Genomic DNA, 26,412 nt, shown 5'->3' on the forward strand with positions numbered 1-26,412 from the left:
TACATAGAAGTGCCGCTTCTTGAGCAAAATAATTGATCAATATATCCTAAATCTGATTCAATAGAATTGGGGTTAGCAAATGAATTGGTTAAAAGGAGGATGTTTATGAGTCACTTTGAACTGCCTGCACTTGAATTTGCTCCTGACGCCCTTGAACCTTACATCGACAAGGAAACGATGATGATCCATCATGACAAGCATCATCAAACCTACGTCACAAACCTGAACGCTGCCCTTGATAAACACCCTGAATTAAAAGACAATTCGCTGACCGACCTGATTGCTCATTTGGATAAAGTGCCGGAGGATAGTCGAACCGCCGTCCGGAACAATGGCGGTGGTCACTACAATCACTGCTTCTTCTGGAAAGTGCTTATTCCCGGAGGATCCAAGCAGCCGACTGGAGCACTTGCCGAGGCAATTGATAAACAGCTTGGCGGCTTTGAAAAATTCAAAGAAGCCTTCACCGCTGCGGCAACCGGTCAATTCGGCTCCGGCTGGGCCTGGCTAACGGTCACAAAACAAAATGTTCTTAAAGTAACCAACTCGCCGAATCAAGACAGCCCGCTCATGGATGAGGCAACTCCGCTGCTTGGGCTCGATGTCTGGGAACACGCGTATTACTTAAAGTACCAGAACAGACGCCCAGAGTATGTTAAGAATTTCTTCAACCTTATTAATTGGGATTTTGTTTCTGACGTTTACGAAAAGACACTTAACGCCAATACCGTTCTTTAATGTAAATCCCGAAGTGAGTTTATTCACTTCGGGATTTCTATGTCCCGGGCGCTTCTTGATTTTCACCGCTCACTATCGTTAGAATGGATAGGGGCTTGCTTCAAAGCCATTAGGAGGATTGACTATGAACGAAGGATTAGGTCTTATCACCATTGAAGTTTGCGATTATGGATCGCTGACCGTTCAGCACCTAGAAAAAATAGCCCGTCACCCGGAAGTCGCAGTGATGAACTATGATTGTCTGAATGTTTGCGGTATGTGCAGTTTAAAACCATTTGCGATGGTTAACGGACAGCGCGTCTTTGCGAACACCATTGATGCCTGTCTCGAAAAAATCGAAAAAAAAGTCGATGAAGAGTTAAACGCACTTCAATAATGCTTATGCATGCAGAAATTTGATACAAACCGGATCGGGAACAGACAGTTTTGAGTTAAGTGGGCTGAGATGTCCCGATACTGAATCCCGCTCAAATAAGAAGAGATCTCCGGAATTCTGATTGGCGACAATGAGAAGCGTTCCGCTTGGATCCATTTCAAAATCACGCGGCCAATCTCCCAGTGTGTCCACATGCTCAATCAAGGCCAGTTTTCCGGTATGTTCATCTATCTGAAATACCGCAATGCTATTGTGCCCGCGATTGGATGCATAAACGAAACGTCCATCGGCGCTAATCTTGATTGCCGCCCCCTGGCTGTGTCCATCAAAGTCGGCAGGAAGTGCGTTCATTTTTTGTATCAAGCTAAATTGACCATGCTCCGCATCAAAATGCAGAGCGATTACTTCATTACTCAGTTCGGTCATCATGTAGGCATAAGGTGCATTCGGATGAAATGCCAAATGCCGCGGTCCGGTGCCGGGAAGAAAAGTCAATTCGCTTTGCTTCGTCCATCGATCATCCGACAATTGATAGGTAGTGAGCGCGTCCGTTCCAAGATCTACAGTAACTGCAAAGCGACCATCAGGTGTAAAGTCCGCAAAATGGACATGCGGTCCCTCCTGACGATCAGGATTCGCACCTGAGCCCTTGTGCACCACATCCCCCACAACGTTTAGGCCAACATCTGTGTTCGATGCATAAAGACTTGCCGTACCCTTGTGATAGTTTGCATCCAAGATACGTCTGTTTTCCCGATCAATGCTGACATAGCAAGGAGATGAGCCCTCTCTCAAGCTCGTTCCAAGCAACCGCAGGTGATCGGAAGCTTCAATTGCATAGGCAGCGACACCGCCTTTCGATCCGCTTTTCATCACTGAATAAAGATGGCGGTTATCTTGGCTAATCGAAAGATAGGTCGGATTGTCCAGCTTCACCTCCGCACGCAGTGCAGTCAATTCCTTGCGCACCGTATCAAGGACAAATGAATAGATACCCTCACTCTTCCCTTTTGTGTACGTACCGATGTACCCTTTATAGCGACTCATATACATTCCTCCTTTTTGAACTGACTCTTATAGTAAATTACTTTTTCAGCAATCCCATAATGACAAAGGCAAAATGGCTGGCGAAAAAGACGAGAAAAGAAAAAAAGACGGACATGCTTAACATGATCATGAGAAGAAAATTACAACGCGCAATCCAATACATCATTTGGCCGCGCAGTGTCGGATCGAGAAGCGCGCTTAGTGCGTTGACTAAAAGTAAGAACACGAGAAGCGCACCCGCTCCGCTCCAAGCACCGCGAATGTCCTCCCTGCTCAGCGACATCCGCGACGACACACAAACCGCGATCACTAAAAACAGCCAAAAATACGGATTGGTCAGATTTTCGAAAGCAAACAGGCTACGAAAAACAGCAATAACCGCCTTATTAAGCGCCAGCCATGACGGCAAATCAAAAAACGAGAAGAGCCGCGGTGCGCCGGACACATAGTCAAAAAAGGTCCCGGAAACATTGGGCAGCATCCATTTCGCCGCGGCGGCAATCACAAGGCTGCCGCCAATTAAAGGGGCGATGCCAATAAAAAGATTGCCGATTCGCTGGTAGAAACTATTCGGATTGTATGCATGGCGGACATAGCCCATCGTTCCGCCCGAATCCACTGCTTGCAACAATTTAATTTCAGTCACGCGGTGGCGAAAAAACAGGCACATGGCGGCATGACTCAACTCATGAATCGGCGTTCCCAGCCAGGCTGTGCCATAAATTCCCTTCATTCCGAACAAGTGTATCACACGGCCATTTGCCTGTCGTTCAAGGACCCCAAGAATAAATCCGGCAATGACCAATCCGCCAAGCAGAGAGATAAACTGTGTTAACGTGAGTCCGATGATCTTCAAGGCAATAGATAGCCATGAGGGACCAATCATTTGTCAGCGCCTGCCCAAGTGCTGTTTTTCAAGAAAAGGTTTCAGGGCAAGGCGTGGCGGCGCACTCAATCCTTGCGCAATCTGATCTGTCCATGTTTCATCGCGATGACCGCCTGTTCGCGTATGGTAATAGCTTGCGACTTGCTGATCATATTTTTTGAGTGCTTCCTCGTTCGTTGTCCGGCCATATACGTTCCGATGGAAGATGTTCTCAAAGGGCAGGCGCGGCTTCTTTTCCGGCTCTTGATCCGGATAGCCGACTGCAAGCCCAAATACCGGAAACGTATAGTCCGGAAGCTGTAAAATTTCGGACGTTTTCTCAACATCCCGCTGGATACTGCCGATGTAGCAAATGCCCAGCCCCATGGATTCGGCAGCCACAGCCATATTCTGGGCAGCAAAAGCAGCATCACCGAGCGCAACCGTAAGTCTTTGCGTGGTGTCCAGCACCGAAGTATCCGCTCCGTTCCGATCACCAATCTGTTTGTTGCGGTATTGATCCGCGACAAACACGAAGAAATAACCGCATTCCTCGACATAAGGCTGATCCCCTGAAATTTCGCGCAGCTGTTTCTTGATCGCCGGATCTTCAACACCGATAATTGAAAAAGATTGCGTAAAGCTTGACGTTGATGCCGCCTGCGCACAGTCAACAAGCAGCTTTATTTGTTCTTCCGATAGTGTCTGTTTTTTAAATTTCCGAATCGAACGATGGTTTAATAGCGTATGAATCGTTGGATTATGCATCAATCATGAGTCTCCCTTATTAGAAATCTTTTTTCTAATTATACGTGATTCATTCACTGCGCGCATGAATGAACCCTTGAGTTTGATTGAATCAGAGCGCCGTTAGTTGAAGCTCCTTTATTTACCGAGCGACTTATGTTTGTTTCCGCTATTTTTAAGATTTTACATATGCGTCATTAGCGAATGTTCCTTACATACGAAAGCTCCTTTGCTCTAAATACCGTTTTGAATCATCAACCTTGTCCTTAACAGACAATTCTGTTTCACACTGGTAGGAAAGTATAAGAAAACATTTAAAGGAAACGAGTGTAAGCGGTCCGGAAAAACGCCGCGTCCTGCGGCTCACCGGACACTAGGCCGTCCATGGCCGTCGCAACTAAGTCTTCGCCTTCGCCAGAGGCTTGGCGAAGCCAAGTTTTCTAACACTGATAAAAAAGTATAAAAAAATTAAAGATTCAAGGAAACGAGTGTAAGTGCAACTAAGCCTCTGTCTGCGCCAAGGCTTGCCAATCGGCAAGTTTTCTAATAACTCATTTTGGTCCTTGATTAAGTAACGCGGAGTAAAATAAGCGGAGATTTTCCGGTTATATGCATCCTGCCGCTTGTTTCACAGGTACATAAGGGTAATTTTTCCGCTTATTCACAGAAAAACCCTCCATTTTCACGTTTTTCGATTCGATAAGCGGAATTTCTCCGTCTATTTAAGCAATTTTTTCATTAATTTTGTAATTAGGCGGAATTTTTCCGTTTATTTCTCAGATTGGGCGCTTACCTGATCGCCCAACCGAATCTTATGGCCTTATCGTCGTACCGCCAAGCTGTCGTCCATGCCGGCGCACAGAAAAACAGAGGGAGACAATCCCTCTGTTCGTGAATTCTGATTAAAATTATTTTGTCAGTTCTTCAGTAAGTACCGGTACAATTTGTTTTTTACGGGAAACGACGCCTTTAAGAGTTGCCACATTGTTGTCCAGCGTGACCTTAAAGGCTGCTTCTGCTGCCGCAGCCGCTTTACCAAGGATCAGTGCTTCGGAATCACTGGTCAGAATATTGGTCACTGCGAGTACAAACAAATCAAGATTATTCGCATCAATTTCTTTGTTAATCGCAGCTTCGAGCTCCGCCTGACGAGAAAGTGCGTCATTTGTATCCACAACGTTGACCTGAGCGATTTTCACAGCATATTTGCCCATCTCAAATGGCTTTACATCAATTGAGATCAGTTCTTCCGCCGTTTTGTCCGCGATATTGGTACCTGCCTTGAGCATATCCAGTCCGTATGATTGTGTGTCTACGCCTGAAATAGCTTCGAGTTCCTTGGCAGCCTTCACGTCTTCTTCCGTACAGGTCGGCGATTTAAACAACAGTGTATCCGAGATAATCGAGGACAGCATGAGTCCCGCAATCGTCTTAGGAACAGCAACGCCTGCTTCTTTGTACAATTTATTGATAATTGTTGCGGTACATCCTACCGGTTCGGCGCGATAGTAGAGCGGCGCTTTCGTTTCAAAATTAGCAATTCTGTGGTGGTCGACAACGGAGAGCACGTCCACCTTTTCGATATCGTCGACGCTCTGTGCGCGTTCGTTATGGTCGACCAGATAAACAGCCGGAACTTCATTAGCAACGGTTTGTACCAGACGTGGCACCTCAACCTGAAAATGCTTCAGTACATATTCCGTTTCACCGTTCAAATCGCCAAGGCGAACGGCTTCTACATCTTCGCCGAGTTTGTTCTTAAGCTCAGCAAACGCGATTGCCGAGCAAACCGCGTCGGTATCAGGACTCTTATGCCCGAAAACAAGCACTTTTCCCATTTTTTCTACCCCTTAGTTAACGTATATTGGCTATTCACAGATGATCCGTTCATAGTCTCTCAACAAAACCATACCTTATGTTTCTAAGAATTTCAATAGCTGAAGGATGCACATTAATGGGCAAGCCCACTTTTATGAAAATCATTGAAAATGAATCGACTTTATTCCCGATTCAACAATTTCGTGTTGGCAATGTAAAGCGCGCCGACAAGTACTAAAATCGCGATCGCGTACAGCAGAACCGAATGCGGATTATCATGGCTGACAATGATCAAACGAACAATCGCTGTCACGCCAATATAGACAAAATAACGGAGCGGAAAATGATAATGAGCCTGAAAATATTTGATGATCAGCGCGATAAATTCAAAATAGAGGAAGAATACAAGAATTCCCTCCAACAAATGATAGTACGAGGCATTTTCACTCAAAAAGAGATAAGTAAAAAATTGATACGTTTCCTTAATCAAGGCAACGCTGAGGACAACTGCCAGAGCGATCAGTACAATGTTCAGTGTCCATTGCAGGATCGTTGTAATGGTTCGATCAATCTTATTTCGCTCCAATGGATTCACATCCTTTTTCAATGAATACCTTATAAAAAGATTCTTCTTATCTTTAAATAGTATACCGTTATCTGAATTAATGGAATCATGAGCACAACGAGAATCGGGTAGATCGGAAAAATTTCTACAAATAGCGGATAGAAGCACATGGCACCGGCACATATCGGTACAGCTGCCCATATGGTGAGAAAAGCAGTATGCGAAGCGTTAGCTGTGATGGCCCGTTCACGCTCGTCATCTGATGGCGTAACAAGCGGATAGATCCAGAATGATGATTTGTTCTTTCGTTTATTCCACAAATGATCCATTCCTTCAATGATTCCTAAAACAAGAATAGGAAGAAACCAGATCAATTTTATTTCTATTGAAAAGTTATCCGTATCACTGTAAATCAAATCGGCTAAGCCATTGGTCAATTGAATCAATGGAACCATGGCAAGCGCAAATGAACTAATTGTACAGAGTGACATGATTAGTGAAAACCAAAAGCGCTTCATTTTTCACTCTCTCCTTTCTCTAATAAAAAAACGTCATCCATAGGCAGTTGAAACACATCGCAAAGTTGCAGGCCAAGCAGCAGTGACGGGACATAGTCACCTTTTTCAATAGATGCAATCGTTTGTCGTGTCACGCCAACCTTTTCGCCCAATTGCGCTTGCGTCCAGTCATGGCGCGCGCGCAGTTCTTTTACACGATTCGATAGAAACACCATTTTCAGCTCATTTCAATGTATAGTAAACCAAACATAATGTTAACTCTAATTAACATTATAGATGTAAAAAAAGCGGCGGTCAAACAGTTTCAAATTGAAACGTTCGCGCCGTCCCCTTTTTAACTTTTCTTCAGTTTTCTGGCAATCACATTACCCAGCGACTGGATGATCTGAACAATGACAATCAGAATAATAATGACTGCGTACATGACATCAGGCTGGAAGCGTACATAGCCGAATTGATAGGCCAAGTCGCCAAGCCCGCCGGCACCGACAAATCCGGCCATCGCCGTCTCGCCGATTAATCCGATAATGGCAATTGTCAGTCCAAGTATAATTGATGATCGAGCTTCACGAATGATCACATGCCAAATGATTTTCGGAGTTGAAATCCCCATCGATTGGTACGCCTCAATCACACCCTTGCTCACCTCAAGCATCGCCGTTTCAAGCAAACGCGCAATAAATGGCGCACAGGCGATCACTAATGGGACAATAACCCCTCGAACTCCGATCGTCGTATGGGCAATGAACTTTGTGAACGGAAGCAAAAAGAATAACAAGATAATGAATGGTATCGACCGAATGATATTGATCAATGAGTTGACAATCGTATAAACAACGATATTTTCCCATTGACCTTGTTTCCTCGTCAAAACAAGCAGAATACCTAATGGAAGGCCGATAAGTATGGAAAATGCGAGCGAAATAAGCGTCATTTGTGTTGTTTGAATGAAGCCTTCCCAGATCGCGTCGCCCCATTGATTCAGAAAATCTGCCATCAGCCCTTCACCTCATCCACGAGAATATTCTGTTCATGCAAAAATTGTATGGCCGTTTCAACCTTATTCTGATCCCCTTTAATATGGACCAGCAGATTACCGACCGATTGATCCTTCAGTTGGTCGATTCCGCCCGCAATAATACTTGGCAGAACGTCGAACTGTTTCGCCAAAGTGGCAAGCACCGGATCTTTCGATGACTCACCGAGGAATGTCAGCTTGACCAGTTTCCCCGACTTCAGCAACTCACTTTTCAGTGATGCTGGAATTAGGAATTTGGCTTCATTGCTGATAAACTGCTTCGTCATCGCTTCCTTTGGCCGAGTGAATACATCGACAACTGAGCCCTGTTCAACAACCCGGCCATTCTCCATGACTGCCACCCGATCACAAATACGCTGAATGACATTCAGTTCATGAGTAATCAGGAAAACGGTAATACCAAGCTCTTTATTCACTTTCAGCAAAAGTTCAAGGATCGCGTCTGTCGTATTCGGATCGAGCGCGCTTGTCGCTTCGTCGCTAAGCAGTACTTCCGGTTCATGCGCGAGCGCACGGGCAATCGCTACCCTTTGCTTCTGGCCGCCGGATAACTGGCTTGGAAAAGCACTTCGACGATCCGACAGACCGACAATTTCCAAATATTTATCAGTGCGGGCCTTGATCTCTTCCTTCGATACGCCTTCCAGTCTCAGAGGCGTTGCAACATTTTCATAGACATTCGCCGTTTCAAGCAAATTGTAGCCTTGAAAAATCATGCCGATCTTTCGTCTTAATTGCCGCAAACCTTTTTTATTCAGTCCCAAAACATCCTGATCATCGACAAACACCTGCCCGCCGGTTGGTCGTTCAAGCAGGTTCACACAACGAATCAGCGTGCTTTTTCCGGCGCCGCTGAACCCAATCACACCGAAAATTTCACCTTTATTCACCTCTAGGGAGACGTCCTTCAAGGCTTCAATCTTGTTTTTTCCAACCCGAAACGTCTTTGACACATGCTGCAATTTAATCAAGAAGCTGCCTCCTTACCAAGCAGGAACTACAGAACCGCCGAATTTCTTCTTAATGAAATCTTTAACTTCTTTTGAGTGGTAATACTTTTTCAGCTGCTTTACAACTTTGTCGTTCTTATTATCGGTACGAACAACGAAATAGTTTGGATATGGGTTGTTTACTAACGGTTCATGGTAGATTGAGTCATTCAGAACGGTAAGTCCGGCGCCCATCGCAAAGTTCGTGTTGATTGCTGAGGCAGTAACTTCGCCAAGCTGAGCCGGAAGTTGAGCCGCATCCATTTCAATGATCTTCAGATTCTTCGGATTGCTGACAACATCTCGTTTCGTTGCTGTCACGTTAGAACCTTTTTTCAGTTTAATTACACCGGCTTTTTCAAACAATTGCAAGCCGCGAAGTTCGTTTGCCGGATCGTTCGGAACTGCGATTTTATCGCCCTTCTTCAGATCTTTAATGTCCTTAATGCTCTTGGAGTAGATCCCCATTGGGAAAGCGACTGTCTTAAATACGTCGGTAATTTTGTAATCTTTATTTTCAATCTGATTCTTAAGGAATGGAAGTGTTTGATAGCTGTTCGCATCCAATTCTTTTTCATTCAGAGCGATGTTGGGTTGATTGTAGTCATTAAAAACTTTCAAGTGAATCGTCAAACCATCTTTTTTAGCTAGCTTCACCACTTGCTCCATAACCTGTTGATGAGGGCCTCCGGTCACGCCGACCGTAATTTCTTTTTCACTCAATTCTTTTGAAGAACCGTTGCCGCAAGCAGCTAGCACGAATACTAGAGAAAATGCCACTAATGCTGATAAAAGTGCAGTAACCTTTTTCAATCTGTCTTCCTCCCATTTGTATATAAGAATACTATGAATTCTAACCGCAGATTCTTCAAACCATCCTGTTTCCCTTCTCCTGAGAAGTTGGAAAATATAAAGAGCTTCCCCCGATAAGAGAGAAGCTCGACTTGTCCGTATCTTCTCTTATCTCTCAAAACCCAAACGGATTCTGCAGGAATTGGCACCTAAATTTTCATTTGGTTGCCGGGTTTCATCGGGCCAGTCCCTCCGCCACTCTGGATAAGAAGTATTCAATTGGTTAGTAGTTTGATTGTACAATGAAACGATTAATGTGTCAAAAGTTTGTCATCACTTTTGAGAGCGTTCTGATAGTCAATGACTGTATCTCATCATTTTATTGGTTCAGCCGTCGCATAGCCTTGCGGATGGCTGCTGTGCCATTTCCAAGCGTCCGCAAGAATTTCAGGAATGTTTGTATGCTGCGGATTCCATCCGAGCACACGTTTTGCTTTTTCCGGTGAAGCAATCAAGGTACTTGGATCTCCAGCCCTTCTCGGAGCAAGTTCTGCAGGAATCGCTTTGCCCGTCACTTTGCGTGCGGCCTCAATGATTTCTTTAACGGAGAAGCCTTCGCTTGAGCCGAGGTTGAAAACGTCACTCTTACCGCCATCAAAAAGATATCGAAGTGCCAGACGATGCGCAGCAATCAAATCCTCAATATGCACATAGTCGCGCACGCAAGTCCCGTCCTTCGTGGCGTAATCATCACCGAAAATTGAGATATGATCACGTTCGCCGGCTGCGACTTGAAGCACAATTGGAATTAGGTGTGTTTCCGGATGGTGATCTTCACCGATAGCGCCGGACTTGCTTGCACCGGCAACGTTGAAATAGCGGAGTGCGACAAAACGCATACCATATGCGCGATCGCACCATTTCATCATTTTTTCCATAGTCAGCTTGGTCTCGCCGTATGGATTCGTCGGTTGGGTCGGCATCTCTTCTGTAATCGGCACCACTTCCGGCTCACCGTAAGTCGCCGCCGTTGACGAAAACACAATATGCTTTACATTATTTTCTTGCATGACTTCAAGCAATACCTGCATTCCATATACATTATTATTGAAATACATCAGCGGTTTCTCCACCGATTCGCCAACCAGTGAATTCGCCGCAAAATGAATGACACCTTTAATGACTTCTTTTTTAAAAACAGTGTCTAAAAATGCTTTGTCACGAATATCGCCCTTATAAAATTTCGCTTTAGGATGCAGTGCTTCCTTGTGACCCGTTTGCAGATTATCGACAACCACAACATCTTCCCCGGCATCAATCAGCTGATAAACGGCGTGTGAGCCGATATAACCTGCTCCGCCTAATACTAAAATAGACATAAACTACCCCTTCCCGTCCTGAACGTGACATTAACTTCTTTTATTTTCCACCTTATACACATGCTTGACAAGCCTTATTCGGCAACCCTCTTGAACTGAATCGCCACTGTTGTTTTTAAAGCACGCTCAAGATGCTTTTTATGCCTTTGCGCTGCCTGTTCTTCAAAATAAGCGTCATCATGATAATAGGCGATAATTTGAAGCTGCTTTTTCTTCGTCATTTTGACGGCTAAACGATCAACAACATGCAATTTTGTACGATCAAAGTCATGGGCGAGCCGTAGTACAGCACCTAATATCTCATACACCTTCATTTCATCTTTAGCCAGCAGCTGCTGGAAAGGTTTAGCGAAATCAATGAGATTCGCGCGATTTTTAAATGAAGCAACGAGAGCTACTGCCAGTCGGTCGTGATGACTGATCCCATTAATGTTAATATTCGTCAACAAGTAAAAGGTTTGTGCACTGCTCGATTCATTATTCACAAACTCGCCAAGGTACGCAAGATCGGCACTATGAGAAAGTACCCAGGCAATACGTTTTTCCGAGCCTTTTCCCTTTAACAATTCAAGTATACCGTCAAGCACTTGAAAGGCCAACTTCTTCACATATGCGGTATGGTGACTGTCCAAATTGAAGTTATGCCTCATCTGTCTCATACTTTCATTCAAAACATAGGGAATACGCGTCTCATCTCTCTGCCGAAGCATCCATTCATAAAAGGCGCCTTCGCGGAGACCTTCACCACTCAACATGAATGTTTCCCCATGATTCATTTTCACAAGCAAATTGATGACTGCCGACGCCGGTAAAATAATGTCGGACCTGTCTTTGGAAAGTCCGTCCATACTTTCGCGTTCCTCAATGGTCATGGATGCCAATTTTTTCGTCAAATTGTTCAGCCGCTCACGAGGAATCGTGTATTGATGAAGCCCGACCATTGGATAATGCTCCTGAATTTGGTCAATACGCGCCAGATTACGGGCAGTCCCGCCTATACCGATAATTGGGAGTTCATTGCCGCACAGCCAATCGAGTGAGCTGAATTTCTTTTTAACATAGGCCTCTAGCCGTTCCATTTTATTCGGATCACCGTTTTTATAAAAGGTTTGATAAAGCGTCACAGCTCCAAACGGAAAAGAATGCGAGTGAACCAGCCGGCGTCCTTTGAACATCGTGACTTCAGTGCTTCCGCCTCCAATGTCGATTGAAATGCCATCGTCGACATAAGTCGAATTAATGACTGCGAAATAGCCGTAATACGCTTCCTTTAATCCGGACAGAAGCCGAACCTCCACCCCTGTTTCATTTAAAACACGTTTCAATACTGTGTCCCGGTTCTTCGCTTTGCGCATCGCGGCAGTGGCAAAAGCGTCGACCACGCACACATCCTTTTCACGCTCAATGATGAATTGGAATCGTTTTAGAACCGACAGAAGAACAGCAGTACCTTCTCTACTTAAATTGTCGTTTTCATCTATGTAGTTACTTAATCTTGCCACTGCTTTAAAATTTATAAGTTCTTTAAAAAAATAGTCACGATCAATGCCAATAATCACAAGTCGAATCGAGTTTGACCCTATGTCAATCATCGCATGTTTCTGCACAATCTCCAAAATATTCTCCCCCTGCCCATTTCGCCCGGAGAGCGTGAATTTCGTCAACCCTTTAATTAGCAGTATGATCAGGCTCTTCTCAATTAAAATTATAGTCTAAAAAGTGGATCTATGCGTGAAAATGCTCTAATTACAGAAAAACTGATCGTCAACTCAATCTTTTTTTAGTTCTGAGTTATCCGGAAACTCCTCGACGACTTTGACCCCATTCATCTTCAAATGACGCTCAATTGATTTTGTCATTTGCTTCAGCACGGCAATACGCGCGTACCATTTGTTATTAGCAGGGATTATATGCCAAGCGGCAGCGGCTGTATTGGTTTTCTTGAACATTTCTTCAGCGGCTATGACATAATCATCCCACTTCTCACGGTTTCGCCAGTCTTCATCCGTAATTTTCCATTTTTTCAATGGGTCTGACTCTCGACTTTTGAAGCGTTTGTATTGTTCTTCTTTACTAATGTGAAGCCAGAACTTATCAATCATGTAACGGTCATCGGTCAGTGCTTTTTCAAAATTATTTATTTCTTGAAACGCCCGTTTCCACTCGTTCGGTTCCGCCAATTTTTCCACGCGTTCAACGAGTACCCGCCCATACCAGGAGCGGTCAAAAATCGCGATCTGTCCATATTGAGGAATTTTCCTCCAGAAACGCTGCATATAGTGATAGCGCTTCTCATGAGGCGCCGGTGCAGCTATCGGCCAGACACGAACGCCCCTTGGATCAAGGTTAGCTACCGCCCGTTTAATCGCCCCTCCTTTTCCGGCTGCATCCCATCCCTCAAAGACAAACAGAACCCCTAATTTATGCTCAAGAAGCAAGTGCTGCATTGATAGCAACTTCAATTGGTACTTCGCCAGCTTTTTCTCGTATACCTCCTTATGCTTTATGCCCCGTTGCAGATCCACTTTAGCTAATTTTCCTTCTTCCATTTTTAACCTTCCTCTCATTTTTTCGATAATTTTAAGATATGGCTTTTGCGACATGACTATCCAAAAACATATCGTATTATCCATATCAATTCATAATCTGATGAGGCATAATTATTTGAATTACGCTCACACTATCTCATGGCGGCAACGCCAAAATCCAATAGAGGGCTGTGGTTATTGTGGGACATAAAGATGAAAAATTCAATAAGTCGGAAAATCAATTTAACGAAGAGTTTGCCGAACCACTTGACGAACATTCTGTAGAAGAAAGAGAACGCGCGCAGCGCACAGGTGACAACGCAACTTCAAAAAATTACGGCGAATGTCACAGTCACAGCAAAGACCAGAACCATAATAACAATCGTTAAGCCCCTAATGAAAAGAGCGGAGACCGTTTCAATGCGGTTTCCGTTCTTTTCTGCATATTAATTTTTAAATGAGTGAATCGGAGCCGGAATCCGACCGCCTCTATTAATAAAATCGGCGGAGGAGTTGTGATTAAAATCCATGACCGGAGCGTAGCCAAGCAAACCGCCGAATTCGACCGTATCTCCGACAGATTTACCGGGAGCGGGAATCACGCGGACCGCTGTCGTCTTATTATTAATGACACCAATTGCCGCTTCATCAGCGATCATCGCGGAAATGGTTTCTGCAGGTGTATCTCCGGGAATCGCAATCATGTCGAGACCTACGGAGCAAACCGCGGTCATCGCCTCTAATTTTTCCAGATTCAACGCGCCCTTTTCAACCGCGTGGATCATTCCAGCGTCTTCGGATACCGGAATGAACGCCCCACTCAAACCGCCGACATGGCTGCAGGCCATAACGCCGCCCTTCTTGACAGCGTCATTGAGCATCGCCAATGCGGCGGTTGTACCATGCGTACCCACAGATTCGAGCCCTATCTCTTCAAGAATATGGGCGACAGAATCACCGATCGCCGGTGTCGGCGCTAGGGACAAGTCAACGATACCGAAAGGAACACCGAGCCGAGTTGATGCCTCGTGACCAACGAGTTGGCCCATACGCGTAATTTTAAAGGCAATCTTTTTAATTGTGTCCGATACAACATCGAACGGTTCGCCTTTTACCTTTTCAAGCGCTCTCTTCACAACACCCGGACCGCTCACACCAACATTAAGGACGCAGTCTTCTTCGCCGACACCGTGAAAAGCGCCAGCCATGAAGGGGTTATCCTCAACGGCATTCGCAAAGATGACTAATTTGGCGCAGCCTAAACCTTGCCTATCTGCGGTTCGTTCTGCCGTTTCTTTAACAATACCGCCCAGTTGCTTAACTGCATCCATATTAATGCCGGAACGTGTGGAACCGACATTGACTGATGAACAAACAAAGTCGGTTGTCGCAAGTGCTTCCGGTATCGAACGGATCAGCTTGTGGTCAGCAGCCGTATACCCTTTTTGGACCAGCGCGCTGAACCCTCCAACGAAATTAACTCCGGTTGTTTTCGCAGCCTTGTCCAAGGTTTGCGCAAAGGCAACATAGCTTTCATCCTGCGACGCTCCTGCCACAAGCGCGATTGGTGTAACGGAAATTCGTTTATTAATAATTGGAATACCAAATTCATCTGAGATAGCTTCCCCGGTTTTCACCAGGTTTTCAGCTAGGCGTGTGATTTTATCGTAGATCTTCGCACGCGCCTTCTCTCCATCGCTGTCAATACAATCCAAAAGTGAAATGCCCATTGTTATTGTTCGGATATCTAATTTTTCTTCCTCAATCATCCGAATCGTTTCTAATATTTGTGTTGTTTCCATGTTTTTTTCTTTTTCCTCCAACTTATAAGCTATGCATGGATGTAAAGATTTCTTCACGCTGAATTTTAATCTGAACACCAAGATCTGTGCCTTTATCAGCTAGAGACTTTTTAATTTCTCCAAAACTGTCTGAAACAGCCGATAAGTCAAGAATCATCATCATGGTGAAATAACCGTTCATGATGGTTTGGGAAACATCAAGAATATTTACGTCAAGCTCAGCCAGCTTGCTGCTGACACCTGCAATAATACCGACATTATCCTTGCCAATTACTGTTAAAATCGCCTTCACTTGTTCCACTCCCTGTTTGTCATTTACCTAAATTCATGTTTTTTGTTCGTTAGTCAAAATCGAGTACTGTCCCAATTACTTTTTCAGGGCAGCTCCTTATTGCCATTATCTCAAGAAATTTTTATGATGCAAGCGAATCTGAAACATTGACAAAAAGAAGCCATTCTTATAAGATGAATTATGGTTTTAAAGGCTTTCGCGGGTGTAGTTTAATGGTAAAATTAGAGCTTCCCAAGCTCTCGTCGTGGGTTCGATTCCCATCACCCGCTTTACAAGCAAAAAATTTTCAGGAGCGGATTTCCGCTCTTTTTTCGTTGCGTAAGACTTTAACCAGCTGCAAAAAATCGGCCAATTAGATGCTGGTCACTTTACCGAATCTGCTCAAATGCTCAATTCGATTGTAATCAATAATCTTCCACGAATCGCCAGCTGTCGCAATATGACTGATGCATGTGTTGAAAAGCTTGGTCTTTCCCGTTCCAATTTCCCCATTTGACAGGATTGCCAGAATAACATTAATTAGACCTCCATGCGCGACGAGCAGGATCGTCTGATTGGGAAAGCACGCTCTCATCGTTGAAAGGCCGTGAACAACACGCTTTTTGACAAAGTCAATGGGCTCCATATCCGGAATGTTTCCATCCGGGAACTGTTCATCACGCTCCGGGATTGTCATGCCGGACGCCTTACCGTACGCTTTTTCAATGAAGTCTGCGTTTTCTATTAAAGGCAAATTTCCAATATAATTGTTCACGATCTCCGCTGTCTGCTTTGCGCGAAGCAGTGGACTGGTCACAACAGCGGAAAACTTCGAGGATTCCAGAAATTCTCCAACCATTTCAGCTTGTTGTCTTCCCCGCTCATTCAGCGGTATATCTTCGCGTCCCTGCAGTTTCCCGATCGCATTCCAATCGGTCTCTCCATGCCTGACTAGGCAAATTGTCGTCATGATCAATCCTCCAACTGTTCTTTCTGATAAAGCCCGCTTATCACAGGCTCCAAATAATCTTATCTCCTATTATATCGGAAAATTATTTCTTATGTAGTGCCAAGTTTTCCAATTCATTATCCTGAACGACAATTCTTATCACCAATCAAGGCGTGAGCAGTGTGAAAAAGAACCGTCACCAATTAATCGGAAACAGTTCTTTTCTTAGACCACGCGAGCAATGCGTGGATAAGTATATAAAAAAATTTTTTCTTTACCTTTGCCCTTTTATATACGGAACACCATCCGCTTTTGGAGCTTCTGCACGACCGACAAATCCGGTGAGTACAATCAATGTCAGTACGTATGGCGCAGTCAGCATAATGACCGAAGGCAAACGATCCAAATACGGAATCTGCTGACTCGTAATACTGAGTGCTTGGGCGAACCCGAAAAACAATGATGCACCCATGGCGCCAATTGGATGCCATTTACCAAAGACAAGTGCGGCAAGCGCGAGAAAACCTTGTCCGGCGATCGTCGTCACACTGTAGTTGGATGTAATTGTTACCAAATATACGGCACCGCCGATTCCTCCGAACACACCGCTCAGAGCGACACCTATGTAGCGCATCCTGCTGACATTAATGCCAAGCGTGTCTGCAGCAGCCGGGTGTTCACCTACCGAACGAAGGCGTAATCCGAATGGCGTTTTGAAAATAATAAACCAGACAAACACAGAGACAAGAATGGCAAGGTATGATGTATACGTCACTTGTTGAAAAAAGATTGGTCCTATAAAGGGAATCTTGCTTAATCCAGGAATGCTGATTTTATCAATATTATGCGAAATATAAGGGGTCTGCCCTTTTCCATCAAAAATCATTTTCACGAGAAAAATGGTTAACCCTGCTGCAAGAAAATTTAACGCCACGCCGCTGACTGTTTGATCTGCGCGGAAAGAAATCGAGACCACTGCGTGAATCAACGAGAAAATCCCCCCTGCAACAGCCGCAATTAAAATGGCAATCCAGGGAGATGCGTCACCAAGTCCCGCGCGCTCCAACCCTAGGGTAGAAATAGCCGCCGTAAAGGCACCGACTGCCATCAATCCTTCCAGTCCGATGTTGACAACTCCCGAACGTTCAGAGAAAACACCGCCCAATGATGTAAAAATCAACGGGGCAGCGGTAAGCAGTGTCGAAGGAATAATAATCGTCAATACTTCAAAAAGGCTCATTATTTGTGCCCCTTTCTCGATAGGCGGCCGAGCGCCCACTTAATCACATACCCGGAGCCGACAAAGAAAATAATCAGAGCAATGATGATCTGAATTAATTCAACCGGGACTCCGGCTACCGATTGCATCGTCAAGCCGCCGGTTTGCAATCCGGCGAACAGCGCACCGGAAAGCAATACGCCAACCGGTGTGTTTAAGCCGAGCAAGGCAACAGCAATACCATTGAAACCAATCCCGGTAAATGCAGAATTAATCGTCATATACTGATAAGTGCCCAGTCCTTCCATCGCACCACCTAGGCCAGCAAAGACACCGGAAATTGTCAGCGACAGAATAATATTCCGACTAACATTCATTCCTGCATACTTCGACGCGTCAGGGCTGAAGCCGACAGCACGGAGCTCATAGCCCTTTGGCGTTTTCCATAAAATGAACCACATCGCCAGCACTGCGATAATCGCTACAATAAAGCCCCAGTGAAGCCGAGAACCCTGAGTCAAGTTGGCAAGAAACGGGGAAGCCAGTGATGCTGCGTGTGGTATTGTCGGTGTGCGTTCCCCTTCGGTATAAAGAAAATTCTTTATGATATACGCCGTCGAATAGAGAGCAATATAATTCATCATAATCGTTGAAATGACTTCATGCACTTTAAATTTTGCTTTAAGAAGGCCGGGGATATAACCCCATAATGCTCCCGCTGCCCCGCCGGCGAGAATAGAAAGCGGAAGCAGAACCACTTTTGGAAGGTGACCAAAAATGATGGCGCAAGCCACAGAGGCCAACCAGCCGGCCATCAGCTGACCTTCCACACCAATATTGAAAAGACCGGTGCGGAAGGCAAATGCAACAGCGAGTCCTGCAAGTACAAGCGGGATCATCGCCCGGATCGTTTCACCACCATAATAGGGCTGAAGGAAAATGGATTCCACAATGGATTGATAAGCCAGCAACGGATTGTAACCAATGATGAGCATGATGATCGCCCCGCAAAGCAGGCCAAGTACTACGGAAACAACAGGGATCAACAGATTGATCCAATCAACTTTTTTCAAAAGTCTGTTCACGACTCTGCGCCTCCTTTCTTACGACCGGCCATAAGCAAGCCAAGTTCATTCTCATCCGTTTCTTTCGGATTCACGATATCAATGATGTTCCCCTCATAGATCACAGCAATTCGGTCACTTAAATGAAGAATTTCGTCCAACTCAAAAGAAACAAGCAGAACTGCTTTCCCCTTCTTCTTTTCATCGAGCAATTTGCCATGAATAAACTCGATCGCGCCAATATCCAGTCCTCGTGTCGGCTGTGCCGCAATCAAGAGTTGCGGACTTCGATCCACTTCACGAGCGACAATAACCTTTTGCTGATTGCCTCCCGAAAGTGAGCGTGCAAGCGTTTTTTCACTTGGAGTGCGGATATCAAACTCTTGGATCAGTTGTTCCGCCTTTTTGGTAATCACTTTGTTCTTTAAAACGCCGGATTCGGCATAAGGCTTTTTATAGTAGGTTTGGAGTACCATGTTCTCGCCAATCGTGAAATCCAACACCAAGCCATGTTTCTGCCGGTCTTCCGGTATATAGCCCAAGCCTGCCTCTACAATTTTTCTTGTTTTTTGATTCGTAATATCTTGACCGTTGAGTTTGATCGTTCCCTCTTTAACTTTGCGCAGACCGGCGATTGCTTCAATCAGCTCCGTTTGCCCGTTTCCGTCCACACCCGCGATGCCAAGAATCTCTCCACCATGTACGGACAGGTGTAAATCCTTGATCACATTAACCTTGCGAGAATCCAGTACATTAAGATGCTCAATTTCCAATACCTTTTCCTTAGGATCGTATGGTGCGTCATTGACTTGGACATGAATTTTACGTCCAACCATCATACTGGCTAAATCGCTTGGATTCGTCTCGGAAATCGACATCGTATCTATATTTTTCCCGCGCCTGATGACGGTGCAGCGATCACATGCCTCAAAGATTTCTTTCAACTTATGCGTGATCAATATAATTGACTTGCCTTCCGATACCAAGCGTTTCATGATCACGATCAATTCTTTAATTTCAATCGGAGTCAGCACAGCTGTCGGCTCATCGAAAATCAGTATATCTGAGCCTCTGTAGAGTGTCTTTAATATCTCCACACGCTGCTGCATCCCTACTGTAATATCCTCGACCTTTTGATAAGGATCAACGTCCAGCCCGTATTTTTCGGAGAGTTCCTTAACAATTTTGACTGCTTTCGCCATATCCAGCAAGCCATGCTTTTTTGGTTCTCTTCCCAAGATAATATTTTCAGCAACAGTAAACTTGTCGATCAGCATAAAATGCTGATGCACCATGCCTATGCCGAGCCGAGTTGCGTCGTTGGGGTCATTAATGACTGCCTTTTTCCCATGAACATATAGTTCTCCCTGATCAGGCTGATAGAGACCAAAAAGGATATTCATCAACGTTGATTTTCCGGCTCCATTTTCACCGAACAACGCGTGAATTTCTCCCTCTTCTACCTGAAGGGTAATGTTGTCATTAGCCACAATACCGGGAAATTCTTTCCTAATATGTCTCATTTCAATTGCATAGGACATGCCTTCAGTCTCCCATCTCTGAATATGTAAAAAAGTTTGTCCTTATCACTATGTCAAAACTTGTTTTTTGCTTAATTATAATAGATGGATGAGACAGAATTCCGCCTCATCCATCAGCAAATATTAATAATCACTTCAAATTAGCAAGATATTCCTTTAATTCCTTGTCCGTTGTTGGAACAGTGATCGAACCATCAATGATCTTACCTTTATAGTCATTTACAGCGTCCAAAGCTTTCTTCGATACGTTTTCAGTTGTTGGCGCGATACCTACACCATTTTGTTCAAGTCCGAATTCAAGTACTTTTCCGCCTGGAAATTTGCCTGCTTTTGTTTGCTTCGTTACATCATAGATTGCTTTATCCACACGTTTCACCATGGAAGTAAGTGTTACGTTTTCCGGCAGTCCTTGATCATGCTGATCTTTATCGACACCGATGACCCATACCTTCTTGCCATTCTTGGTGCGATTCTTCGCTTCCGTAAATACACCATTGCCCGTATTGCCGGCAGATGCATAAATAATGTCCGCGCCTTTTGTATAAATTGTTTGAGCGATTGCGCGTCCTTTATCCGGTGCATCGAAAGCACCGGCATATTGAGCATAGACTTCCGCTTTCGGATTCACAGTTTTTACACCGGCTTTAAAGCCGTTTTCGAACTTCTTGATCAGTGCTGAATTAATACCGCCGATAAAGCCGACTTTATTTGTTTTCGTTGTCAAACCTGCAACGACACCGACCAAGAACGAGCCTTGTTGTTCTTTAAATGTAATGCTTGCCACATTTTTCAGAGGTTTATTGTTCTTATCAACAGCAACGGCATCAACAATACCGAGTTTCGCTTTCGGATTCTGTTCAGCAATCTTCTGAACGTCACTCTGCATCAGGAATCCAATGCCATAAACCACGTTGAAGTTCTGGTGAATCATCGTATTCAAGTTCGGTGAATAATCCGAAGCTTGAGTTGACTGCAAATACTTAACGCCCGTCCCTGTTTTCAGGTCGTTGTCTTTAGCAAAATCTTTCAAACCTTCCCAAGCAGACTGGTTGAAGGATTTGTCATCAACGCCGCCTGTGTCCGTAACCATACCGGCTTTAAACGCGCTTTTCTTTGTCGCGCTGTCACCGCTCGATTTGCCATTGCCGCATCCAGCAAGAACAGATGCCATGACAACAACGAAAGCTACGAGCACTGCTATTCTCTTTTTAAACACTTAAAATCCCCCCGTTAAATCTTTTTAATTAAACTCACAGACTTTACTATAGCTTATCTCAGTTCAAAAGGAAACCAATAACTAGCGAAAAAGCGAAAATTTAGTAGAACAACGGAATAATCGTTCGGTTTTTATTATTTATCCCCGTCAAAATTCTTTAATTCATGCGTATTTCACATGAATCGTTGCTCTTCACCTGCTTTCTCCTTTCCATAATAGATTATCTCTCAACTATTTTAGTTCTTATGCAAAAAAAATGGTGGTTACTGTCATATTATCTGACAGAGGTCATGCCATTCATATGATTACAGTACACAGGATACTTTTGTTATAATGAAGCCAAAAGGGTTCTGAGGAGGTTTCTATTTATGGATCGGCTTCTATTTATTGAAACAGGATTTGGTATTGACGTTCATGGTCAAGATGTGACAACCGCTGCTGTCCGTGCCGTTCGCGATGCGATTCACCGCAATTCTATGCCAGGCATCACTCACTTTCTGCCGGAAAATGATCTGAATAACATGAAAGTGACCATTCGCCTCGCCGTTCCTATGGATAAAGAATCCCTGGACTTTGAAAAAGTGAAAGCCGAGATTCCCTATGGCACGGTTCACATTGTAGTTATGGACGGAGGTATGGCTGCTCCAAGCGGAATCGTACTTAAAGAAAAAAATGATAAAAACGATTTAATGTACATTGTTAACGCTTCGGTAGAAGTGGGCTGCTAAAGAGGAAAAGAGGCCGGTAAGCGCATCTATATCTTGCTTCCATTGGCCTCTTTTCTCTTCTTATTCCTTGTATCGATCATAGAGCTTTTCGCGATGCGCGTTAACCACATCATCCAAACTTAACTGATACAGATCGGCGAGAATCGCTAAATTTGAGAGCACATCGCCAATTTCTTCAGATAGATTCTGCTTGATCTCAGCCTTTGTTTCGGCAGACTCACCCGGATGATCACGCCCTATCTCATAGGCGCGAACCGCGCGCGACACCTCTCCTATCTCTTCCATTAAAAAACCAACACGTATATATGGAGGAAGATCCTTCCAACCACGCTTTTCATAAAATCTTTTCTCCCATTCCTGTACTTCTTTCAGATTCATGTATTATTCCTCCATTTGCTCCTTTTGCGACTAATCTTCCGGTACTTTTCATGAGTTGATTATAGCACGTGCGTTCGCTATCACGCAGGATTAACGGTGAAAAATCGGACATAATTTTACGGAAATGACAGGGCTAGACTAAGGTGCAACTAAACAGTAATTGATCCGTTTCCAAACGTTTTCGGATAAGGCCGAGCAGCAGGGATAAATTAAGATAAAATGATTGACCCCAATGATTTTCTGAACAATTAGAAAGAACGTTTTCTACAAGTGTATTTACACTTGTAAAGTTTGTCATTATAATGGGGACAGATTTGAATAATAAAAGATGAACACGCTCTGTTTCATAAACACTAAGAGCTGCACTCATTTAATAGGAGGATATTATGTCACTCACGAATCACCCCTCGGAAAAAAAGTTGCTTGGCGTCGCCGGTCTCGCCTGGTTGTTTGACGCGATGGACGTCGGTATGCTGTCATTCATCATCGCAGCTTTGGCAGCCGATTGGAAATTAGATTCGATTCAAATGGGCTGGATCGGCAGCATCAGTTCAATCGGTATGGCTGTCGGCGCGCTTATTTTCGGATTAATGGCCGACCGAATCGGACGGAAAAATGTGCTTATTTTAACTCTGCTTTTGTTCTCTGTCGGTGCCGGTCTGTCAGCACTGGCTACCGGAATCACCGTTTTTCTTGTACTACGTTTCTTCATCGGCATGGGCCTTGGCGGTGAATTGCCTGTCGCTTCAACCCTTGTTTCCGAAAGTGTTGCCAAAGAAAATCGCGGTCGGATTGTCGTACTGCTCGAAAGCTTCTGGGCAGGTGGGTGGATTATCGCTGCACTGATTGCGTACTTTATTATTCCGCCTTTCGGATGGCGCATCGCATTATTGATCGGAGCGCTTCCGGCATTCTACGCCATTTATCTTCGCTGGAATATCCACGATTCGGCAAACTATGTCGCGAAAAATTTGCAGGATAAACCCTCTGTGCTGCAAAACATCGTTGAGGTCTGGTCGAAAAAATATGTCCGCCAAACCGTGATGCTTTGGATCCTCTGGTTCTGCGTCGTGTTCTCATACTACGGCATGTTTCTCTGGCTTCCCGGCGTCGTCGCTCTTAAAGGATTCAGTATGGTTAAAAGCTTCGGTTACGTACTGATCATGACACTTGCGCAGCTTCCGGGCTATTTCACTGCCGCGTGGCTGATTGAAAAATGGGGTCGCAAGTGGGTGCTGATGGTCTACTTGCTGGGCACTGCGGTATTCGCTTATTTCTTCGGCTATGCGACGACACTGCCGGTCATTCTGATCTCCGGCATCCTGCTTTCATTCTTTAACCTCGGTGCATGGGGCGCACTGTACGCCTATTCACCGGAACAGTATCCGGCAGTTATTCGGGGCACCGGCACAGGCATGGCGGCAGCTTTTGGACGAATCGGCGGCATTTTCGGACCGCTTCTTGTCGGCTATTTGCTCGTGCAGAAGGTATCCATCGGCGGCATCTTCACGATCTTCTGCATTTCCATTATTGTCGCTATTTTAGCTGTGCTCTTCCTCGGTAAAGAGACGAAGAACAAAGAATTGGCTTAAAGAAAAACTTTTAGTAGTAAAGAGGCTTCCCGTGTACATCGGGAAGCCTTTTTGATTAGTTAAGAAAGTATAAAAAAATTAAAGACTCAAGGAAACGAGTGTAAGTGCGACTAAGTCTTTGCCTTAGCCGGAGACTTGGCAAAGCCAAGTTTCCTAATAAGTAAAAAAAGTAAAGCGTTTTGCCTTGCCGGTACGACGATAAGGTCATAAGATTCGGTTGGGCGATCAGATAAGCGTCCAATCTGAGAAATAAACGGATAAATTCCGCTTATTTTGAAAATGAACGAAAAAATAGCTTAAATAGGCGGAAAAATTCCGCTTATCGTATCGAAAAACGTGAAAATGGAGGGTTTTTCTGTGAATAAGCGGAAAAATTACCCTTATGTACCTGTGAAACAAGCGCCAGGATACAAGTAACCGGAAAATCTCCGCTTATTTTACTCCGGCCGCGTTACTTAATTAAGGACCAAAATGATTTATGAAACAGAAATGTCTGTTCACGCACAAGGTTGATGATTCAAACCGGTATTTGGAGCAAAGGAGCTTTCGTATGCAAGGAACCTTCGCTAACAATAGAAGAACTTTCGCTAATTACGCATACGTCCTGTATGCAACGTGAAAGTCACCGCATCATGCGGAAGTAAGGACCGGGCTGTGCCCGGTTTTTCTAATTAGTTACGACTGACCTGATAAATCTTTTCCAGCCATTTCTTTCTTTTCTGCTCACTGCTCGTTCGCACACCGAAAAAAACAAACCGGCGTACCGGCCGAATTCCGCAAAATATCCCGCCAAGTTGGGACTTAATCAGGGAAACTTGGCATTTAATCCGGGATAAATCCTGAACTATCCCGGAAAACTGCGGCCTTACCCGGAAATGGACGCCGTGCTCGAGCTTTATCCCGGCAATTCGGGACTTAATCTTGTAATTTTCGCGCATCGTGTTGTTGCGCATCTCACGTCTACTGTTCAGGAATAGTAAGGCGGCATGAAAGCAGAATCTCCCTTCAATTCTTTCAATAAAAAAACCATTGGCCTAATCTTATTAGCCAATGGTTTTTCGTTTACTGTTTATTTTTTCATCCCATAAACGCAGCACCAATAATGAGCGTACCAGCAATCACAAAAGCAGGATGAACCCGGAAGCGCTGTATTAGAATAAGGCTTGCCGCGGCGATCAGGACCATCGGCAGCCATCCTGATGATTGCAAAGAAGTCGCAAAGAAATTGTAGGCCATCATACCAAGCATGACTACGATAATCGGACGAATCAATAAAGTCAGCCACTTGACCTTTGGCGAATCTTTGAATCGTTCGAGCAGATGCAAAAGCGTAATAAGTAGAATAAGTGAAGGTGCAACGGTCGCAACCATCGCAACTACCGATCCGGCAATACCCGCCACATCATAGCCGATATAGCCGGCCATTTTGGTAGCGATCGGCCCGGGCAGAGCATTTCCGAATGCCAAGATATTGCTGAATTCCGATACCGACATCCAGTGATAGTGGCCGACGACCTCATTTTCTACAAGTGGAATCGATGCGGGACCACCGCCGTAGCCAAGAATAGCCGGAATAAAAAACGCCAGAAATAATTGCCACAGAATCAATTGTGCTCACCCGCCTTTTTGGAAGGCTTAAGCAGAACAAGTAGCAAAGTTAACACGATCAGAATTGCCGGGTGGACATGCAGTACTTCCATCAATACAAAGCTCAATCCGACCAGAATCAAACTGATTGTCCATCCCAAACCCTTTTTAGCATTTTTCATAAAGCTCCAAGTCAGCTGAGCCATCAATACACCGACCACCGGCAGAACCGCCTGCGTCATCCCGCGCACCCACCGCTGGTCTTGGAATCGGGCGAGCATTCCGAGCAGCACGATCATTAAAACAACGGTAGGCAGAACCACTGCCGCAAGTGCGATCAGCAAACCTGAGAGTCCCTTCACGCGCCAGCCGACATATCCGGCGAGCTTCGTATTAATCGGTCCGGGCAGAGCGTTTGACAGAGCCACTAAATCGCCGAATTCTTCAAGACTCATCCATTGATATTTTTTGACCACCTCAGCCTCTATGAGCGGGATTCCGGATGGACCACCGCCAAAACTGACAATCCCTGAGCGGAAAAAAGCGACAAATAAATCCCAATGAATTGCTAAAGTAGATTTCTGAATCGACTTGTTTTCACCTTCCTGAGTCATCCGATCAAACTCCTATCTTTTCCATTCTTTCTTCCTATATTAGAAGATCA

28 protein-coding genes, 1 tRNA gene and 1 riboswitch are annotated in these 26,412 nt (G+C 44.7%); of the genes, 6 read left to right on the plus strand and 23 right to left on the minus strand.

The genetic code is table 11. The features are described 5' to 3' along the window. Nucleotides 1-105: 105 nt before the first annotated feature. Nucleotides 106-738 (plus strand): superoxide dismutase, encoded by a 633-nt coding sequence (locus BM003_RS04870; RefSeq protein WP_093670690.1) that lies wholly within the window; start codon nucleotides 106-108, stop codon nucleotides 736-738. A 124-nt stretch (nucleotides 739-862) separates the two neighbouring features. After that, nucleotides 863-1,114: a YuzB family protein gene (locus BM003_RS04875; protein WP_093670692.1), complete on the plus strand. Its 252-nt coding sequence runs from the start codon at nucleotides 863-865 to the stop codon at nucleotides 1,112-1,114. Nucleotides 1,115-1,117: 3 nt separating this feature from the next. Here BM003_RS04875 and BM003_RS04880 read toward each other — a convergent pair whose 3' ends face one another. The 13 genes from BM003_RS04880 to BM003_RS04940 all read right to left on the minus strand — a co-directional run bounded on the left by BM003_RS04880 (nucleotide 1,118) and on the right by BM003_RS04940 (nucleotide 13,422). Further along, the gene (locus tag BM003_RS04880; RefSeq protein ID WP_093670694.1) at nucleotides 1,118-2,161 is read right to left on the minus strand and encodes a lactonase family protein; all 1,044 of its coding nucleotides are present in this window, start codon (nucleotides 2,159-2,161) and stop codon (nucleotides 1,118-1,120) included. A gap of 37 nt (nucleotides 2,162-2,198) precedes the next feature. Further along, a complete protein-coding gene (locus BM003_RS04885) occupies nucleotides 2,199-3,047 on the minus strand; it encodes a hypothetical protein (protein ID WP_093670696.1) in 849 nt (282 codons plus the stop codon). A 3-nt stretch (nucleotides 3,048-3,050) separates the two neighbouring features. Further along, nucleotides 3,051-3,794 carry an oxygen-insensitive NADPH nitroreductase gene (gene nfsA / locus BM003_RS04890; protein WP_177184655.1) on the minus strand — a complete coding sequence of 248 codons (744 nt, stop codon included), beginning with the start codon at nucleotides 3,792-3,794 and terminating at the stop codon, nucleotides 3,051-3,053. 887 nt (nucleotides 3,795-4,681) lie between these two features. After that, entirely contained in the window at nucleotides 4,682-5,611 is a 930-nt protein-coding gene (locus BM003_RS04895; protein ID WP_093670700.1) for a manganese-dependent inorganic pyrophosphatase, read from the minus strand. 161 nt (nucleotides 5,612-5,772) lie between these two features. After that, a complete protein-coding gene (gene psiE / locus BM003_RS04900; RefSeq protein ID WP_093670917.1) occupies nucleotides 5,773-6,177 on the minus strand; it encodes a phosphate-starvation-inducible protein PsiE in 405 nt (134 codons plus the stop codon). A gap of 29 nt (nucleotides 6,178-6,206) precedes the next feature. Further along, on the minus strand, nucleotides 6,207-6,674 hold the full coding sequence (locus BM003_RS04905; protein WP_093670702.1) for a hypothetical protein: 468 nt from the start codon (nucleotides 6,672-6,674) through the stop codon (nucleotides 6,207-6,209). Then, nucleotides 6,671-6,886, minus strand: coding sequence for a helix-turn-helix transcriptional regulator (locus BM003_RS04910; protein WP_143128430.1), 216 nt, complete (start codon nucleotides 6,884-6,886; stop codon nucleotides 6,671-6,673). The genes BM003_RS04905 and BM003_RS04910 overlap by 4 nt, the downstream gene beginning before the upstream one ends. Before the next feature lie 122 nt (nucleotides 6,887-7,008). Further along, nucleotides 7,009-7,671 (minus strand): methionine ABC transporter permease, encoded by a 663-nt coding sequence (locus BM003_RS04915; RefSeq protein ID WP_093670706.1) that lies wholly within the window; start codon nucleotides 7,669-7,671, stop codon nucleotides 7,009-7,011. Beyond that, nucleotides 7,671-8,684 carry a methionine ABC transporter ATP-binding protein gene (locus BM003_RS04920; RefSeq protein ID WP_093670708.1) on the minus strand — a complete coding sequence of 338 codons (1,014 nt, stop codon included), beginning with the start codon at nucleotides 8,682-8,684 and terminating at the stop codon, nucleotides 7,671-7,673. Before BM003_RS04920 ends, BM003_RS04915 begins: the two co-directional genes overlap by 1 nt. Before the next feature lie 12 nt (nucleotides 8,685-8,696). Further along, nucleotides 8,697-9,515, minus strand: a complete 819-nt coding sequence (locus BM003_RS04925) for a MetQ/NlpA family ABC transporter substrate-binding protein (protein WP_093670710.1) — start codon at nucleotides 9,513-9,515, stop codon at nucleotides 8,697-8,699. A 144-nt stretch (nucleotides 9,516-9,659) separates the two neighbouring features. After that, nucleotides 9,660-9,765: riboswitch (SAM riboswitch) on the minus strand. A 103-nt stretch (nucleotides 9,766-9,868) separates the two neighbouring features. Next, nucleotides 9,869-10,873 (minus strand): UDP-glucose 4-epimerase GalE, encoded by a 1,005-nt coding sequence (gene galE / locus BM003_RS04930; RefSeq protein WP_093670712.1) that lies wholly within the window; start codon nucleotides 10,871-10,873, stop codon nucleotides 9,869-9,871. A gap of 74 nt (nucleotides 10,874-10,947) precedes the next feature. Further along, a complete protein-coding gene (locus BM003_RS04935; protein WP_245734075.1) occupies nucleotides 10,948-12,480 on the minus strand; it encodes a Ppx/GppA phosphatase family protein in 1,533 nt (510 codons plus the stop codon). Nucleotides 12,481-12,642: 162 nt separating this feature from the next. Further along, nucleotides 12,643-13,422, minus strand: a complete 780-nt coding sequence (locus tag BM003_RS04940) for a polyphosphate kinase 2 family protein (RefSeq protein ID WP_093670716.1) — start codon at nucleotides 13,420-13,422, stop codon at nucleotides 12,643-12,645. Between the two features lie 179 nt (nucleotides 13,423-13,601). Here BM003_RS04940 and BM003_RS04945 point away from each other — a divergent pair, with 179 nt between their 5' ends. Continuing rightward, on the plus strand, nucleotides 13,602-13,790 hold the full coding sequence (locus tag BM003_RS04945) for a hypothetical protein (RefSeq protein WP_093670718.1): 189 nt from the start codon (nucleotides 13,602-13,604) through the stop codon (nucleotides 13,788-13,790). Between the two features lie 57 nt (nucleotides 13,791-13,847). Here the strand turns inward: BM003_RS04945 and BM003_RS04950 are convergent, their stop codons facing one another. Together BM003_RS04950 and BM003_RS04955 are read right to left on the minus strand one after the other, a co-directional pair. Beyond that, complete coding sequence (locus tag BM003_RS04950) at nucleotides 13,848-15,203, minus strand: PFL family protein (RefSeq protein WP_093670720.1); 1,356 nt, start codon at nucleotides 15,201-15,203, stop codon at nucleotides 13,848-13,850. A gap of 22 nt (nucleotides 15,204-15,225) precedes the next feature. Continuing rightward, a complete protein-coding gene (locus BM003_RS04955) occupies nucleotides 15,226-15,495 on the minus strand; it encodes an ACT domain-containing protein (protein ID WP_093670722.1) in 270 nt (89 codons plus the stop codon). A gap of 198 nt (nucleotides 15,496-15,693) precedes the next feature. Between BM003_RS04955 and BM003_RS04960 the strand changes: the two genes are divergently transcribed. Next, a tRNA-Gly gene (locus BM003_RS04960) sits at nucleotides 15,694-15,764 on the plus strand. 83 nt (nucleotides 15,765-15,847) lie between these two features. Here the strand turns inward: BM003_RS04960 and BM003_RS04965 are convergent. From BM003_RS04965 to BM003_RS04985, 5 genes are all read right to left on the minus strand, one after another. Continuing rightward, nucleotides 15,848-16,444 carry a histidine phosphatase family protein gene (locus BM003_RS04965; protein ID WP_093670724.1) on the minus strand — a complete coding sequence of 199 codons (597 nt, stop codon included), beginning with the start codon at nucleotides 16,442-16,444 and terminating at the stop codon, nucleotides 15,848-15,850. Nucleotides 16,445-16,697: 253 nt separating this feature from the next. Next, complete coding sequence (locus tag BM003_RS04970; protein ID WP_093670726.1) at nucleotides 16,698-17,663, minus strand: ABC transporter permease; 966 nt, start codon at nucleotides 17,661-17,663, stop codon at nucleotides 16,698-16,700. Further along, nucleotides 17,663-18,727 (minus strand): ABC transporter permease, encoded by a 1,065-nt coding sequence (locus BM003_RS04975; RefSeq protein WP_093670728.1) that lies wholly within the window; start codon nucleotides 18,725-18,727, stop codon nucleotides 17,663-17,665. Before BM003_RS04975 ends, BM003_RS04970 begins: the two co-directional genes overlap by 1 nt. Then, nucleotides 18,724-20,247 carry an ABC transporter ATP-binding protein gene (locus tag BM003_RS04980; protein ID WP_093670730.1) on the minus strand — a complete coding sequence of 508 codons (1,524 nt, stop codon included), beginning with the start codon at nucleotides 20,245-20,247 and terminating at the stop codon, nucleotides 18,724-18,726. Before BM003_RS04980 ends, BM003_RS04975 begins: the two co-directional genes overlap by 4 nt. Nucleotides 20,248-20,377: 130 nt before the next feature. Beyond that, nucleotides 20,378-21,463: a BMP family lipoprotein gene (locus BM003_RS04985; RefSeq protein WP_093670732.1), complete on the minus strand. Its 1,086-nt coding sequence runs from the start codon at nucleotides 21,461-21,463 to the stop codon at nucleotides 20,378-20,380. 368 nt (nucleotides 21,464-21,831) lie between these two features. Between BM003_RS04985 and BM003_RS04990 the strand changes: the two genes are divergently transcribed. After that, the gene (locus BM003_RS04990; protein WP_093670734.1) at nucleotides 21,832-22,191 is read left to right on the plus strand and encodes a Lin0512 family protein; all 360 of its coding nucleotides are present in this window, start codon (nucleotides 21,832-21,834) and stop codon (nucleotides 22,189-22,191) included. 60 nt (nucleotides 22,192-22,251) lie between these two features. Here the strand turns inward: BM003_RS04990 and BM003_RS04995 are convergent, their stop codons facing one another. Then, nucleotides 22,252-22,569 carry a MazG nucleotide pyrophosphohydrolase domain-containing protein gene (locus BM003_RS04995; RefSeq protein ID WP_093670736.1) on the minus strand — a complete coding sequence of 106 codons (318 nt, stop codon included), beginning with the start codon at nucleotides 22,567-22,569 and terminating at the stop codon, nucleotides 22,252-22,254. Nucleotides 22,570-22,955: 386 nt separating this feature from the next. Between BM003_RS04995 and BM003_RS05000 the strand changes: the two genes are divergently transcribed. Beyond that, on the plus strand, nucleotides 22,956-24,161 hold the full coding sequence (locus tag BM003_RS05000) for an MFS transporter (protein WP_093670738.1): 1,206 nt from the start codon (nucleotides 22,956-22,958) through the stop codon (nucleotides 24,159-24,161). Between the two features lie 1,077 nt (nucleotides 24,162-25,238). Here the strand turns inward: BM003_RS05000 and BM003_RS05010 are convergent. Together BM003_RS05010 and BM003_RS05015 are read right to left on the minus strand one after the other, a co-directional pair. Continuing rightward, complete coding sequence (locus BM003_RS05010) at nucleotides 25,239-25,769, minus strand: chromate transporter (RefSeq protein ID WP_093670742.1); 531 nt, start codon at nucleotides 25,767-25,769, stop codon at nucleotides 25,239-25,241. Then, entirely contained in the window at nucleotides 25,766-26,362 is a 597-nt protein-coding gene (locus tag BM003_RS05015; RefSeq protein WP_093670744.1) for a chromate transporter, read from the minus strand. Before BM003_RS05015 ends, BM003_RS05010 begins: the two co-directional genes overlap by 4 nt. Nucleotides 26,363-26,412 lie beyond the last annotated feature (50 nt).

Origin of the sequence: Sporolactobacillus nakayamae (assembly GCF_900113325.1) — a bacterium.
GTDB classification, from domain to species: Bacteria; Bacillota; Bacilli; order Bacillales; family Sporolactobacillaceae; genus Sporolactobacillus; species Sporolactobacillus nakayamae.